This window comes from Chromobacterium sphagni (assembly GCF_001855575.1).
Taxonomy (GTDB): domain Bacteria; phylum Pseudomonadota; class Gammaproteobacteria; order Burkholderiales; family Chromobacteriaceae; genus Chromobacterium; species Chromobacterium sphagni.
In genome coordinates this window covers 707,633-721,786 of record NZ_MKCS01000001.1, presented here as the reverse complement: position 1 = coordinate 721,786, position 14,154 = coordinate 707,633, and the positions used below count along the sequence as shown (strand labels likewise).

Annotated in this window: 14 protein-coding genes; 8 read left to right on the top strand and 6 right to left on the bottom strand. The window is 57.8% G+C overall.

The features are described 5' to 3' along the window. The first annotated feature begins 89 nt into the window (after positions 1–89). The 8 genes from BI347_RS03545 to BI347_RS03510 all read left to right on the top strand — a co-directional run bounded on the left by BI347_RS03545 (position 90) and on the right by BI347_RS03510 (position 7,191). Positions 90–1,202 (top strand): pilus assembly protein PilM, encoded by a 1,113-nt coding sequence (locus BI347_RS03545; protein WP_071111146.1) that lies wholly within the window; start codon positions 90–92, stop codon positions 1,200–1,202. After that, the gene (locus tag BI347_RS03540) at positions 1,203–1,775 is read left to right on the top strand and encodes a PilN domain-containing protein (RefSeq protein ID WP_071111147.1); all 573 of its coding nucleotides are present in this window, start codon (positions 1,203–1,205) and stop codon (positions 1,773–1,775) included. It abuts the gene before it with no gap. Continuing rightward, complete coding sequence (locus tag BI347_RS03535; protein ID WP_071111148.1) at positions 1,772–2,389, top strand: type IV pilus inner membrane component PilO; 618 nt, start codon at positions 1,772–1,774, stop codon at positions 2,387–2,389. The genes BI347_RS03540 and BI347_RS03535 overlap by 4 nt, the downstream gene beginning before the upstream one ends. 13 nt (positions 2,390–2,402) lie before the next feature. Beyond that, complete coding sequence (locus BI347_RS03530) at positions 2,403–2,921, top strand: pilus assembly protein PilP (protein WP_071111149.1); 519 nt, start codon at positions 2,403–2,405, stop codon at positions 2,919–2,921. Then, positions 2,918–5,017, top strand: coding sequence for a type IV pilus secretin PilQ (locus BI347_RS03525; protein ID WP_071115311.1), 2,100 nt, complete (start codon positions 2,918–2,920; stop codon positions 5,015–5,017). Before BI347_RS03530 ends, BI347_RS03525 begins: the two co-directional genes overlap by 4 nt. Positions 5,018–5,062: 45 nt before the next feature. Continuing rightward, positions 5,063–5,617 carry a shikimate kinase AroK gene (gene aroK / locus BI347_RS03520; protein WP_071111151.1) on the top strand — a complete coding sequence of 185 codons (555 nt, stop codon included), beginning with the start codon at positions 5,063–5,065 and terminating at the stop codon, positions 5,615–5,617. Beyond that, positions 5,614–6,693 (top strand): 3-dehydroquinate synthase, encoded by a 1,080-nt coding sequence (aroB, locus tag BI347_RS03515; RefSeq protein WP_071111152.1) that lies wholly within the window; start codon positions 5,614–5,616, stop codon positions 6,691–6,693. The genes aroK and aroB overlap by 4 nt, the downstream gene beginning before the upstream one ends. Positions 6,694–6,807: 114 nt before the next feature. Beyond that, positions 6,808–7,191, top strand: a complete 384-nt coding sequence (locus BI347_RS03510) for a type IV pilus assembly protein FimV (protein ID WP_239690812.1) — start codon at positions 6,808–6,810, stop codon at positions 7,189–7,191. 228 nt (positions 7,192–7,419) lie between these two features. Here BI347_RS03510 and BI347_RS03505 read toward each other — a convergent pair whose 3' ends face one another. From BI347_RS03505 to msbA, 6 genes are read right to left on the bottom strand one after another with little or no spacing between them, the layout of a single operon-like run. Then, complete coding sequence (locus BI347_RS03505; RefSeq protein WP_083338670.1) at positions 7,420–8,640, bottom strand: O-antigen ligase family protein; 1,221 nt, start codon at positions 8,638–8,640, stop codon at positions 7,420–7,422. Between the two features lies 1 nt (position 8,641). Further along, on the bottom strand, positions 8,642–9,595 hold the full coding sequence (locus BI347_RS22470; protein ID WP_158020715.1) for a glycosyltransferase: 954 nt from the start codon (positions 9,593–9,595) through the stop codon (positions 8,642–8,644). 27 nt (positions 9,596–9,622) lie between these two features. Further along, positions 9,623–10,678 carry a glycosyltransferase family 4 protein gene (locus tag BI347_RS03500; RefSeq protein WP_071115309.1) on the bottom strand — a complete coding sequence of 352 codons (1,056 nt, stop codon included), beginning with the start codon at positions 10,676–10,678 and terminating at the stop codon, positions 9,623–9,625. Next, complete coding sequence (locus BI347_RS03495; RefSeq protein WP_071115308.1) at positions 10,675–11,511, bottom strand: glycosyltransferase family 2 protein; 837 nt, start codon at positions 11,509–11,511, stop codon at positions 10,675–10,677. Before BI347_RS03495 ends, BI347_RS03500 begins: the two co-directional genes overlap by 4 nt. Before the next feature lie 40 nt (positions 11,512–11,551). Further along, complete coding sequence (locus BI347_RS03490; protein ID WP_071111156.1) at positions 11,552–12,304, bottom strand: glycosyltransferase family 2 protein; 753 nt, start codon at positions 12,302–12,304, stop codon at positions 11,552–11,554. 15 nt (positions 12,305–12,319) lie between these two features. Further along, positions 12,320–14,068, bottom strand: a complete 1,749-nt coding sequence (gene msbA, locus BI347_RS03485) for a lipid A export permease/ATP-binding protein MsbA (protein ID WP_071115307.1) — start codon at positions 14,066–14,068, stop codon at positions 12,320–12,322. Between the last annotated feature and the right edge of the window lie 86 nt (positions 14,069–14,154).

Below are 14,154 nucleotides of genomic sequence, written 5' to 3'. Positions count from 1 at the left end.
CCGGATTATAACGTCTTGTGAAAGCCAACAAGACAAACAATGGCGGCGACAGTTGGAAATCTGTTGCATGAGACCGGATTGAGGCGCAGATGCTAGTCGACAAACTGAGGCTTGGGCGGCCATGGCTAGAACAACTGGGACTGGGGCAATCCCGGAATACCCCCCTGCTTGGCTTGGACATCAGCAGCACGGCAGTCAAGTTAGTTGAACTGTCGCGCAACGGCAAGAACTACCAGGTGGAACGCTACGTGATAGAACCGCTGCCCAAGGAGGCGGTCAACGATGGCAATCTGGTGGAGATCGACGGCATCGCCGAAGCGCTGCGCCGCGCCTGGAAGCGGCTGGGCAGCCCGATCCGCAATGTCGCCATCGCCATTCCCACGCCGATGGCCATTTACAAAAAACTGCTGGTTCCGGTCAGCCAGACCGAAGACATGGACCAGATGATAGAGTCCGAGGCCAACCAGATCATCCCTTTTCCGCTGGATGAAGTGAATCTGGACCACCAGGTGCTGGGGCCTTCGCCATCCAGCATGGACGACCTGGAGGTGCTGCTGTGCGCGGCGCGCAAGGAAAAGGTCGAGGAGCGCGTGGCCGTGGTGGAGATGGCCGGCCTGCACGCCCTGGTGGTGGACGTGGAATCGTTCGCGATGATGACCGCCTTCGAGCAGATCCAGCACCAGCTGCCCGACCAGGGCATGAACCAGACCTTCGCGATGTTCGACATCGGCGCCACCCGCATCCACTGCAATATCATCCGCAACGGCCAGCAGATCTACTACCGCGAGCAGGCGTTCGGCGGCCATCAGCTGACGCGCGACATCCAGCGCCGCTACAACATCAGCTTCGACGAGGCCGAAAGCGGCAAGCGCAGCATGGCGCTGCCGGACGGCTACGAGTCGGAGCTGATGCACCCCTTCATCGACTCGCTGGCTCAGGAAATCCAGCGCGCGCTGCAGTTCTTCTACACCACGGTCAGCGTGTCGCAATACCTGAGAGTGGACTACATCCTGCTGGCCGGCGGCTGCAGCATGCTGCCGGGCCTGGACGACGCGGTGGCCGGCCGCACCCAGATCAGCACCATGATCGCCAATCCCTTCACCACCATGGTGCAATCCAGCTCCATCCGTCTGAAGGAGCTGCTGATGGAGGCGCCCTCGCTGCTGATCGCCTGCGGCCTGGCGCTCAGGAGGTTCGACTGAATGATACGGATCAACCTCCTTCCGCACCGCGAGCAGAAAAAGGCGGCGCACCGGCTGCGCTTCCAGCTGCTGCTGGGCGCCACCGCGGCTTTCGCCCTGCTGGTGGTGGGCACGGCCTATATGGTGCTGGAACATCAGCTATCGCGCCAGGAACAGCGCAACCACTACCTGCAGGCCGAGATCGGCAAGCTGGACGGCCAGATCAAGGACATCGGCAAGCTGAAGAAACAACGCGACGACCTGCTGGCGCGCAAGCAACTGGTGGAGAGATTGCAGGAGGGCCGCAACCAGGCGGTGCGCCTGTTCGACCAACTGGTGCGCCAGACTCCGGACGGCGTCTATCTCAAGACCTTCCGGCAGAACGGCAACCAGATCGTACTGACCGGCTACGCCCAGTCCGGCGCCCGCGTCTCCAGCTATATGCGCATGCTGGGACAATCGGAAACCTTCGAAGCGCCGGTGTTGATTGAAGTTTCGTCCTCCGTCGTCAATAACCAGCGCGTCAGCGCCTTCACCCTCAACGCCAGCCTGCGCCAATCCCCGGCCGGCGGCCAGCAAGGAGCCAAGCCATGACGCTGGACGAACTGCGCGGCCTGGATCCCAAGGACATGCCCAACTGGCCATTGCAGGCGCAGGGTCTGATGCTGTGCGTTCTGGCCCTGCTGGTGGTCGGCCTGGGCTATTTCTTCGTGCTGGGCGACCAGTTGAACCAGCTAAACCAGGCTCACCTGCAGGAAGCCCAGCTCAAGCAAACCTTCGTCGACAAGAAGCGCCAGGCGGTGAACCTGGACGCGCTGCAACAGCAACTGAAGGAAATCGACGCCTCCTTCGGCGCGCTGCTCAAACAGCTGCCCACCAAATCGGACATGGACACCTTGCTGACCGAAATCAACCAGGCCGGCCTGGGGCGCGGCCTACAGTTCGAATTGTTCAAGCCCGGCACCGAGTCGCGCTCGGCGGAAATGGCCGAAGTGCCGATCAGCATCCGGCTGTCGGGCAGCTACAACGACCTCGCCGCCTTCGTCAACGACGTCGCCCAACTGTCGCGCATCGTCACCATCAGCGATATCGCCCTCAATCCGGGCGGTGGCAAGGACAACCGGTTGACGATGGACGCGACGGCGCGCACCTACCGCGCGCTGGAGCCCAGCGAACGCAGCGGCCTGCCCGCCGCGCAGCAGAAGTGAGAGGCGCGCCAGGATGAGGAAAACATTCATCGGCCTGCTGCCCCTGCTGCTGAGCGCATGCGGCGGCCCCGGCACCGAGGATCTGCAACAGTGGATGGCCAGCAGCAGCCAGGGCTTGCGCGGCCAGATCGAACCCTTGCCGCAGGTGCAAACTTACAAACCCTTCAACTACCAGGCATACGATCTGAGCGACCCGTTCAATCCGCAAAAGCTGCAGGCCGGCAAGCGGCAGAACTCGGCCAACGCCCCCGACCTGAAGCGCCCGCGCGAAGCGCTGGAAAATTATGATCTGGACAAACTTGCGATGGTGGGCACGCTGAAGCGGGGCAACGCGCTCTACGCGCTGATCCGCACGCCGGAGGGCGCCATCTACCGGATAGAGGCCGGCAACTATATCGGCCCCAACTTCGGCAAGGTGAGCAGCATCAGCGACTCGGAAGTCGTGCTTTCCGAAACCGTCGAGGATCTGAATGGAGATTGGGTGCAGCGCAACAGCAGTCTGTATCTTGACGAACAAGGGCAGAACAAATGAAAAAACTTTCGATCAGATGGCTGACGGGACTGATGCTGTGCCTGGCTGGCGGCCTTGCCTGCGCCGGCCCGGCCATCACGGCGATCGAGCCCGGCAAGGTTGACGGCAATCTGCAGACCGTGCAAATCACCTTCGACGGCCCGGCGGTCAAGCCCGGCAGCTTCGCCATGTCCAATCCGCCGCGCATCGCGCTCGATTTCGCCGACACCACCGTCAAGCTGGACAAGCCCGCGCTGAACATCGACAGCCCGCTGCTAAAATCGGCCATCGCAGTGGAAGCCGCCGGCCGCTCGCGGCTGGTGCTGAACCTTGCCCGCAATGCCTCCTACCGCAGCGTCATCAACGGCAATAAGCTGCTGCTGACGCTGGACGGCTCGATGACGCCGGCCCAGGGAGCCACCCCGCAAGAACAAACCATTACCGCCAACGCCCCGCAGCAAAACAGGTATCCGACGTCCGGCGGCCAGGCCAGCCTGGACTTCCGCCGCGGCGGCAACGGCGAAGGCCGGATCGAGCTCAGCCTGCCCAGCGCCAACACGCCGGTGGACGTCCGCCGCGACGGCAAGAACCTGATCGTCAACATCGCCGGCGCCGCGCTGCCACGCCAGCAAATACGCCGGCTGGATGTGACCGACTTCGGTACCCCGGTGGCCAAGGTGGACGCCGTCAACCAGGGCAACGGCATCCGCATCCAGATCATGCCGCAGGGCGACTGGGACTATTCGTCATACCAGACCGACGGCAAGCTGGTGGTGGAAGTGCGCCGCCCGGCGCTGGAAACGCTGGCCAATAGCGACAACGGCAAGCCGGTGTACAAGGGCGACAAGCTATCGCTCAACTTCCAGAACATAGAAGTGCGCACCGTGCTGCAAGTGATAGCCGAGTTCACCGGCCTCAACATCGTCACCAGCGACTCGGTGACCGGCAACATCACCCTCAGGCTGAAGGACGTGCCCTGGGACCAGGCGCTGGACCTGATCCTGCAGACCAAGGGCCTGGACCAGCGCCGCAACGGCAACATCATCCAGATCGCCCCGCGCGACGAATTGCTGGCGCGCGACAAGCAACTGCAGGAAGCCCGCCAGCAGTTGGCCACGCTGGAGCCGCTGCGTTCCGAAACTTTCGTGCTGCGCTACCGCTCCGCCGAGGACTTCAAGAAGGTGCTGGACGGCGACATCACCTCCGGCAAGAAGGAAAGCCTGCTGTCCGAGCGCGGCAGCGTGCTGATCGACCCCAAGACCAACACCCTGATCGTCAACGACATCAACGCGGTGATAGACAAAATCCGCGACGTCATTTCCAAAACCGACATCCCGGTGAAGCAGGTGCTGATCGAAGCCCGCATCGTGGAGGCCACCGACAACTGGGAGCGCGACCTCGGTATCCAATTGACCTACGACCGGATGGACCCCAAGGGCATCATCTCCGGCAGTCCGCTGGGCACCGCGGTCTCCAACGTCACCAATCTCAACACCGGCCAGCCCTACGTGATCCAGACCACGCCGTCCGGCGTCAACCTGCCGATCGCCAACCCCTCCGGCACGCTGACCGCGCTGTACAACGTCGGCCACTCGGTGATCCTGGGTCTGGAACTGCAGGCGATGCAGGCCGAAGACAAGGGCCGCATCATCTCCAGCCCGCGGGTGATGACAGCCGACCGCCAGGAAGCCACCATCGAGCAGGGCACGGAAATTCCCTACCAGGAAGCCAGCTCCAGCGGCGCCACCTCGGTATCGTTCAAGAAGGCGGTGCTCAGCCTCAACGTCAAGCCGCAGATCACCCCCGACAACCACGTGATGCTGGACATCAAGGTCAACAAGGATTCGGCCAACTTCCAGCAGACCGTCAACGGCACCCCGTCGCTGACCACCGAGAAGATCGAAACCCAGGTGCTGGTGGACAACGGTGGCACGGTGGTGCTGGGCGGCATCTACCAGCAACAGCTGGACAATGTGGTCAACAAGGTGCCCTTCCTCGGCGACATCCCCTTGCTCGGCGTGCTGTTCCGCAGCTCCCAGAAGATAGACAAGCGCAGCGAGCTGCTGATCTTCATCACGCCCAAAGTGGTCAACGATCTGGTCGCCGCCGGGCGCTGACTGGCGCTGACTGGCCCGAGACAGAGCCGCGATCCATCGGCTACAATGCCTGCCATGGAGAGACTGGCAGGCAATTTTTTTCTGGTCGGCCTGATGGGCGCGGGCAAGACCACGGTAGGCAGGGCGCTGGCGCGCCGCACCGGCAAGACGTTCTATGATTCCGACCAGGAAATCGAGGCGCGCACCGGCGTGCGGGTGGCGACCATCTTCGACATCGAAGGGGAGCTGCGTTTCCGCAATCGCGAAACCTGCGTGATCCGCGACCTGGCCCGGCAAGACGACATCGTGCTGGCCACCGGCGGCGGCGCCGTCCTGCGTGAGGAAAACCGCCAGGTGCTGATGCGCTATGGCACCGTGATCTACCTGCGCGCGCCGATCGATGACCTGCTGGCCCGCACCCAGCACGACAAGAACCGTCCGCTGCTGCAAATCGCCGACCCGCGCGCCAAGCTGGAAAGCCTGTTCAACGAACGCGACCCTCTCTACCGGGAAATTGCCGACATCATCGTCGACACCACCCAGCAAAACGTCAATCTGCTGGTCAGCCGCCTGATCGACCAGTTGCCCCCCCCGACCACCACCAAGGAAGCCGACTCGTGATCACTCTCGACCTGATCCTGCCCGATACCCGATACCCGATACATATTGGCCACGGACTGCTGGAACAGGTCGACCTGCTGCTCCCCCACCTGCCAATCCCCAAGGCGGCCATCGTCAGCAACGAAACCGTCGCTCCGCTATATCTCCATCGCCTGCAGCAGGCTCTGGGGGCCCGCGGCGTGGCCTGCACGAGCGTGATCCTGCCCGATGGCGAGCGGTACAAGGACTGGCAGACGCTGAACCTGATTTTCGACTCGCTGCTAGCCGGCAACGCCGAGCGCCGCACCACGCTGATCGCCCTGGGCGGCGGCGTGATAGGCGACATGACCGGCTTCGCCGCCGCCTGCTACCAGCGCGGCGCCCCCTTCGTCCAGATTCCCACCACCCTGCTGGCGCAAGTCGACTCGTCGGTTGGCGGTAAAACCGCCATCAACCACCCGCAGGGCAAGAACATGATAGGCGCGTTCTACCAGCCCCGGGCGGTAATCGCCGACATGGATCTGCTGGAGACCTTGCCCGATCGCGAGCTGTCCGCGGGCCTGGCGGAAGTGATCAAATACGGCCTGCTCGGCGACGCCGACTTCCTCGCCTGGCTGGAACAGAATATGGCGGCTTTGCGGCAACGCGACAGCGCCGCCCTGCAATACGCTGTGCGTCGCAGCTGCGAGATGAAGGCCGCCATCGTAGCGGAGGACGAAAAGGAGAACGGCGTGCGCGCGCTGCTCAATCTGGGGCACACGTTCGGCCATGCGATAGAAGCCGGGCTGGGATTCGGCGCCTGGCTGCACGGAGAAGCCGTCGCCGCCGGCATGGTGCTGGCCGCCGCCGCCTCTGCAGAGTTAGGCTGGCTTGGTGCGGCCGATGTGGAGCGGGTGCGCCGGCTGATCGCCGCCGCCGGCCTGCCGGTGAAGGCGCCGGCTATGCCTGCAGAACAATGGCTTAAGCTGATGAGCCATGACAAGAAGGTCGAGGCCGGCACCGTTCGCTTCGTGCTGCTGCGTTCGCTGGGCCAGGCAGCGATCCAGGCGGGCCTTGACACCAGCCTGCTGGAGAGGATTTTGCTCGAAAACAGCTAAGTCCGCGGCGGCCCAGGCAATGCTACGGATTTATACGGATTGCCAAGCCGCCTTCCTCTTCAGAATAATCAACAGACTACATAAGATGTTGTACCACCGAGGGGGAGAAACAGAATGGATGTATTTACGGCCCTGGCCAGCAGTTTGGCCTTGATGCTTGTCTACTATTCGCTTCGCCAGTTCTGGCGCCGCCTGCGTTACACCAAACCGACCCACCGCGGCATCGATCCGGTAGGGGAAGCCGAAGTCTACCTTGCCTATGGCCGCACCAAAGAAGCTGTGCGGGTGTTGAAAGACTCTCTGAAAGACGATCCGGACAATCTGCACGCCAAGGTCACCCTGCTGCGGGCCTACTCCAGCGCACGCGACAGTCAAGCCTATGTGCGGCTGGCACGCGACGTCCAAGCTCAGGTGCAGGGCCAGCCGGTCTGGCACACCATACAGGAGAATGGCCGCCAACTGGCGCCTCAGGAACCGCTGTTCGAAGTCAAAATCTGAGTCGCCCGCGACGCCAAGCACTCCGTCCGATCCGACAAAAAAGGCCGCTGATTCAACAGCGGCCTTTGTCTTACCTAGTACGGACTCTCAGTTGGTCTGGGATTCGCTGAACTGCATACCTTTCAGGCAACCACAACATCTTACAATAACCTAGCAGCAGAATAACCCCAACAGACTGGCGACATATATCCAGCCATGCTGACAAGATACCGTAACTCATGTAGGCATTTACCGACTTGCTTTCATCTGCTGCAGCTTATATAAGGATGAAAGTAATAATCCCTGAAATGTAGCATATATTGAAGCATACATGACCAAGCCCAAGGTAATATGGGTAAACCCAACAATGAACAAAATCATGCTAGATGCCAACCCGACTTTCCCCAAAGCAACAGCCTCGGGCTCTTGGGAAAAAGCTGCCTTCCAGAAAGGATAACTTCCACCAATATAAAAAGCACAATAGCACAGCAAGCCCACCACCCCTAAGCTAGCCGCATTGAAGAATAATTCTCCATGAGTGTCTGTGGCATTGACAACACTTGCGATTACCAAACCCTGCTCATGCAACATGTGTAAAACGGGTGAGATATCACGACCAACACCAAATAATGGATATGCCTTGAAAATATAATACGAAACCAGAGCCATATCCAATCGCTCACCAATAGAGCCATGCCTCTGCCCCATAAAGAACTGGTGACATTCAGAAACAGCCATCACCACCCTATCGCGAATCACCTCACTAAAAAAATAAGCCGATACCAAAGCAGCAATCAAAACAAACAAGAAGATAAAAAATTTCTTCCGACTAAAACCAAATACTGAAGATAGCAGGAACAGGCTAACAACCGCACCGGCCACCCAAACCCCGCGTGACTGAGAAAGATAGAGAGCCAAATAAGATCCAAAAATAGCAATAATCGCCGCCACTCTATCCCAACCACCTAGTCGGTAAGAGCAAATAAAAAAGGCCACACCAAATATCAAACAAAATGCTGAATAGGGTATAGTATTTGTGAACTCCGTCCTGATACGAGGATCACCAGCTACAACCGCATGATAATAGCCAAAAATCAACATCAGAAAAATTGCAGCAAACAATGCCCAGCGCATCGTCTTAAAGTTAACAAAATTAGTGTGAATTAATGCAACAAAAATAGGAATGGCAATCATCAGTCGAGTCGCAGAATCGGCAAATCGCATCCTAAAATCCAAGTCTACCAACTGCCTAGTAACAATAGCCAAGCCAATGGCACACATTGCGAGCATCCATGGCCAGTAACGATCCCAGCAAACCTTAAAGTAGTTCTGTTTAAAGGCAGAAGCAATACCGATCAAAGCGAGTAACGCAGCTGCCGAAGTAGCAGTCCCGCGCCAAATAAAACCACAAGAAATGATTAAAAAAACAAGCCCAAATATCAAAAAATCATATATTTTTTGAAAGTTCACATCACCCCCTCAACAGCGTCTTCAATTTGAAAAATGGCTTCAAAACATTTGGGAATGCAGAATACATAAATATCCTTGCTCTAAATCCCAATTTCACACCAGATGCCCCACAGATATATTTTATCTTTTCAGTTAAACTTCTGCGTCCCCGTAACATGAACTCAGTCAAAGACTCTTTCTGATAAAGGTTCACAAAATATCTCAACGTTGCTGGAGAGGCATTTTTTCGAGAAGCCACTTCGATCATGTGCAAAAGCTCTATTTTTGTATTGTCAATATTTTTATCAAATGCACGTATCACCTCTTCAACCGAAAAATGCGATCTTTTAGTTGAGTTTCCTCCTCTCCGATACAACACCAGAGGCTCTGGAATGGTAATGGCTCCTCCAGCAGCAAATGCCCTTAGCGCTAATACCATATCACCAGCCCTCACCCCACATGGGATACCCGAGAACTCCTCAAACAAACGTCGTGTATAGGCTTGAGCAGCACCGACCAAGCCGGGATGGCCCAGCAACCATGAATCGATCCCTTTGTACTTGGCAAGATCATCCACAGGTATCACATCGTACACATTTCCTTCAGCATCCATGTCTCGGAGATAGGAGGCAAGCAAATCTGGTTTTTTATCATGCAGCAACCAATTTTTCACTAAAATCGAAACTCGATTTGGCAAGGAAATATCATCACCATCCGTGCAAACGAATAATTCTCCCGAGGCTAGCGATGCCGCAATATGCAAATTTCGACCACCCCCTACATTCTTCTCATTACGATGCAATATCAGCTTATGCGGCCCAGAATAATTAGCACAAACTTGGGATATCATATCAAAAGATGGATCTGTCGAACAATCATCTGTAATGATGATTTCCAGATTTTCATAATCCTGCGCAAGCGCCCCATTCAAGGCATCTATAATATAGTGCTGCTGATTATAGTTAAGCAACAGCATCGAAACTTTTGGCAAAGACCCCATAAATCACCCGAGCAAAGAGAGAAGATTATTCACATGCATGAAAATAGAGTAAGGATAGTCAAGAGACTGCCCCACCCATTCTGGACTGCGAGGAAGTCCCTCTTCTCTTAAATTAACAACTTTCTGTAAGCAATCCATCAATTCATCCACGCTTCGGCCGAATACATAGCATCCAGGCTCCCGTAATACCTCGACAGCACCAATGGTATTGGCAAATAAAACCGGTGTCCCACACAAAATCGACTCTGGCCCCACCAGTCCGAATGCTTCGTACTTCGAAGCCAGAATCGTCGCATCGGCCGCAGCATACAAGGCAGGCATGTCCTGACAAAAGCCAGCATTAACGACATGGGGCGCCTGCAGCGGAGCTTTACCGGCAACAACTAGAATAACCTTCCCGCCAAATGCCTGCAGCGCTTGTAGAATCAGCTCTGCACCTTTCAGCTTATGGTTATTGGAAGGAAAAAGCAGCATGAACTGGTCTGAGCGAATACCCAAAGTCTGCCTTATCGCCTCGCGTTTTTCTCGGGCAGCTAGCGAAAATTTCTGCGTATCGACAGGGGGATAATGCACAGCCACTTTGGAAACAGGAATGTCATACAACTGACTGATCTCGCCTGCCACTCTTTTCGAGTGCGGCATAATGAGTTTGGCTTTTCGGTAAAACTGCGTTTCATGTCTTATTGTCAATCGATCAAAAAGACCAGGGTAGCGTTTTCCCTTGTCGTGCAAATGACCAATATGCGTGCCGCCCACGATTGCCAAATCCACAGCCCCGGGGACACGAGAAATGCCTATCGTTTTCCAGTCCGGCCGACAAGCATGCAATGCATTACGCTCGAACAACAAATTGTTCAGTCTAGAGACGGGTGTTCGATCCCGCATTACTACGAACTCCGCACCTTGCGGCGCATCGTGCCAGTCAACTTTGCGCGCGATCCCGCGCACTGAAATGCCTCGACGACAAAGTTCCGCTATGACATCCATCACATACCGTTCCATCCCCCCTCCCGGGCGGATGGAATGAAACACTAGATTGACCCCACTGGGTACGTTCATCCGACCGTTCCTTCCTCTAAACTCGACAGCCCGCGCAAAGCGCGGACATGGCTACCGTGCAGGGAGGCCTCAAAACGCTCCCAGTTCTCGCCCTGAAAGCTGCGGTCGTTTTCCTTATGCCAAAGATGGAGCACCGGGACGGCGAAACGGCCATTCTTGATACCGATGCCGTGGCGAATCAATCTAACCGCGAAATCGGAATCTTCATAACCCCATCCGGAAAAAGTGGCGTCAAAACCATCGACCGCCAGGTAATCTGCTTTCCACACGCCGATATTGCAGCCGCGCAATAATTTCCAATCAGCACGCCGCTCTTTGCGCCAAGCCCGCAGCGGTAACCGCAGCCACCCTAGACCATTATTGACGCGCCGGCCTGCACGGTGGCTCAGCCAGGCAAACCTGCTCCAGCAAAAGACCGGCGCGCTGCGGCCAGCCAGATAATCGCGGGTAAATGGCTCGGACAACAGCACCCGGTTGCCGGCTACCACCCAACCCGGCTCGGCCAATGCCAGGTGGCAGGCGATAAAGTCGCGCTGCGGCACACAGTCGCCGTCGAGAAACACCAGGTAGTCGCCGCGGGCCAACCTCGCTGCCAGATTGCGGATCTCGGCCAGCCTGAAACCCTTGTCCTCGTGCCAGGCATGCTGCAGCCGATCACCGAGTTGTGGCCGGAATGACTCGACGACGTCAGCGGTACGGGAGTCGGAACCATCGTCGGCGATCACAATCTCCCAGTCGGACGGCTCGGCGCCGCGCTGCGCAGCGAAACCGGCCAACACGGCAGCCAAAGCATCCGGGCGGTTATACGTTGAAATGACGACGGAAATTTTCATAAGCACAATCCACGAAGGCGTATTGGCGACACGTGCCCGCTTACGCCTTGCCACTGCGGCGCAGCTCGATCGCATGCGCATATTTCAGATAGGAGCCGACACCCTTGCAAATCGACAGCGTCAGCCCGTCCAACCCTGCGAGGAAGCCCAGCTTGATCACGTAATGGCGGAAAAAGGCCCAGCCGCCGTGCATCGCCGGCTCCCACGGATAGAGCCGCTTTCCGCTCTTGGCGAGGCCCACGGAAAGCCATTCGGCATACTTGCATTTTGCAACCATATCCGGGTAGTTGCGGTATGAATAATGCGTAATGTGGATGTTGGCGCGAGTGGCGCTGGCCGCTTTGACATAGGTATGCGCCACCACTGGGGTGAAGTCGGCGCGCCGGCGATTGAACAGCCGCTTAACATAGTCGGGATACTGACCAGCGAATGGCGTGAAGCGATCGCCAATGTAGTTGCGGCGGCGGGTCTCCACCAAATCGACACCCAATGCATCCAGATTGGTCTGCTTCAGATAGGCTACGAAATCGGGCTCCAGCCGCTCGTCGGCATCCAGGTTAAGCACCCAATCGTGGCGGCAGCTGCCCAAGCCCAGGCTGCGCTGCGGACCATCGCCCAAAAACGGTTTTTGTACGATCACAATGGCACCCTCGGCCTCAGCCAGAGCGATGGTGCCATCGGTGCTGCCTGAGTCCACGACCACGATGTCGTCGCACACCTCCTTCAATGAACGCAGACAATCGATGATATTGTGTGCCTCATTGAGCGTTATCACCAAACCACTGATAGCCATCTGGGTTCTTTCTTCTCAACTGCCGAATTGCAGCAGGTATAGCTTTGAATAAATGCCGTTGCTGTCGAGCAACTCCTGGTGCTTGCCAACCTCCGCGATCTGCCCTTGGTGCATCACCACGATGCGGTCGGCACTTTCGATGGTGGACAGCCGGTGGGCGATGACGATCGTCGTCCGGTTCTTCATCAGATTATCCAGAGCCGATTGCACCAGGCGCTCCGACGCAGTGTCCAGCGCGCTAGTCGCCTCGTCCAGAATCAGGATAGGCGCATCCTTCAGGATTGCCCGGGCAATCGCGAGACGCTGGCGCTGGCCGCCGGACAGCCGGGTGCCATTCTCGCCGATCAGCGTGTCGAGCCCCTGCGGCATGGCGTCGATGAAGTCCAGCGCATTGGCCGCGCGCGCCGCTTCGCGGATCTCCTCGCGCGTGACCTGCCCCAGCCTTCCATAGGCAATGTTTGCCGCCACCGTATCGTTGAACAACACCACGTCCTGGCTCACCAACGCGATCTGTTCGCGCAGACTGGCCAGGCTAATCCGAGTCAGCGGCACATCATCGAGCAGAATCTCCCCAGAAGTCGGCTCATAGAAGCGTGGGATCAGGCTGGCCAGCGTGGTTTTGCCGCCGCCGCTGGAGCCCACCAGGGCAATGGTTTCTCCAGAGCGGATATCCAGATTGATGTCGCGCAACGCCGGGCGCTCCGCGCCAGGGTACTGGAAAGACAGCTGACGAAAGCGGAAGGCTCCCTTGGTGGCGCCTAGGCGAAGCTTGCCCTCATCCGGCTCGGCGTGCTCGTCCAGAAACTTGAACACGCTCTCCGCCGCAGCCAAGCCCTTCTGTACCGTCTGGCTGATGCTGGTGATGCGCTTGATCGGCGCGAACAGCATCAGCATCGCCGTCAGAAAGGACATGAAGTCGCCGGCGGAAAAACTGCCATGCTGCGCCAGCGTGCCGGCGAAATACAGGATCACCGCCAGCGCGCAGGCGATGATCAGCTGGGTCACCCCGGTGCTGGCGGCGCTGGTGGACCTTTCCTTGACCATATTGTGGCGAATGGCCTCGGCCGAACGGCCGAAGCGCGCCGCTTCATAAGTCTGGCCGCCGTAAACCTTGACCACGCGCTGGCAATCAATGCTCTCGCCCAGAATCTGGGTCATTTCGGCCATGTCCTGCTGATTCTTGCGCGACAGCCCGCGCAGGCGCTTGCTGACATAGCGGATGCACCACGCCACGATCGGCATCACCGCCAGGCAGATCAGCGTCAGCCGCCAGTCGGTATACAACAGCAAGCCCAGCAGACCGATCACCGTGATGCCGTCCTTGACCACCACGGTGATGACATTGAAGCCCGCCTCGCTGATCTGCGTCACGTCGAATACCACTCGCGACACGATGCTGCCCGACTGGTTGTTGTCGTAGTAGTTGACCGGCAGCCGCACCATGCGGGAGAACATTTCCTGCCGCAGCGTCTGCACCAGATGGCCGGACAGCCAACTGGAGGTGTATTCATTGATGTAGCTGGTCAACCCGCGCAAGATGAACAAGCCGACAATGGCCAACGGAGTCCAAATGATCGCCTGGGGATCGCGATTGACGAAGCCGCCATCGATCAGCGGCTTCATCAGCCGGGCGAACATCGGTTCGGTAGCCGCCGCGATGGTCATGGTCAGCATCGACAGGACGAAGACCTTCCAGTAGGGCCGCAGGTAGAGCATCACCCGTTTGTAGAGAGCGAAACTGGTTTTGTTATCTAAGAATGACATGGACGGATTCTATCGAAACTGCAGGTTGTAATTCAAAAGCGCCGGGTACGGCGCTCGCGCTGCCGACATGACATTTCGCCGCAGCG

Coding starts and splice junctions, on each gene's coding strand:
- BI347_RS03535 (WP_071111148.1), top strand. CDS start 1,772: ATGACGCTGGACGAACTGCGCGGCCTGGATCCCAAGGACATGCCCAAC.
- BI347_RS03545 (WP_071111146.1), top strand. CDS start 90: ATGCTAGTCGACAAACTGAGGCTTGGGCGGCCATGGCTAGAACAACTG.
- msbA (WP_071115307.1), bottom strand. CDS start 14,068: ATGTCATTCTTAGATAACAAAACCAGTTTCGCTCTCTACAAACGGGTG.
- BI347_RS03500 (WP_071115309.1), bottom strand. CDS start 10,678: ATGAACGTACCCAGTGGGGTCAATCTAGTGTTTCATTCCATCCGCCCG.
- BI347_RS03510 (WP_239690812.1), top strand. CDS start 6,808: ATGGATGTATTTACGGCCCTGGCCAGCAGTTTGGCCTTGATGCTTGTC.
- BI347_RS03490 (WP_071111156.1), bottom strand. CDS start 12,304: ATGGCTATCAGTGGTTTGGTGATAACGCTCAATGAGGCACACAATATC.
- BI347_RS03525 (WP_071115311.1), top strand. CDS start 2,918: ATGAAAAAACTTTCGATCAGATGGCTGACGGGACTGATGCTGTGCCTG.
- BI347_RS03540 (WP_071111147.1), top strand. CDS start 1,203: ATGATACGGATCAACCTCCTTCCGCACCGCGAGCAGAAAAAGGCGGCG.
- BI347_RS03495 (WP_071115308.1), bottom strand. CDS start 11,511: ATGAAAATTTCCGTCGTCATTTCAACGTATAACCGCCCGGATGCTTTG.
- BI347_RS22470 (WP_158020715.1), bottom strand. CDS start 9,595: ATGCTGTTGCTTAACTATAATCAGCAGCACTATATTATAGATGCCTTG.
- aroK (WP_071111151.1), top strand. CDS start 5,063: ATGCCTGCCATGGAGAGACTGGCAGGCAATTTTTTTCTGGTCGGCCTG.
- BI347_RS03530 (WP_071111149.1), top strand. CDS start 2,403: ATGAGGAAAACATTCATCGGCCTGCTGCCCCTGCTGCTGAGCGCATGC.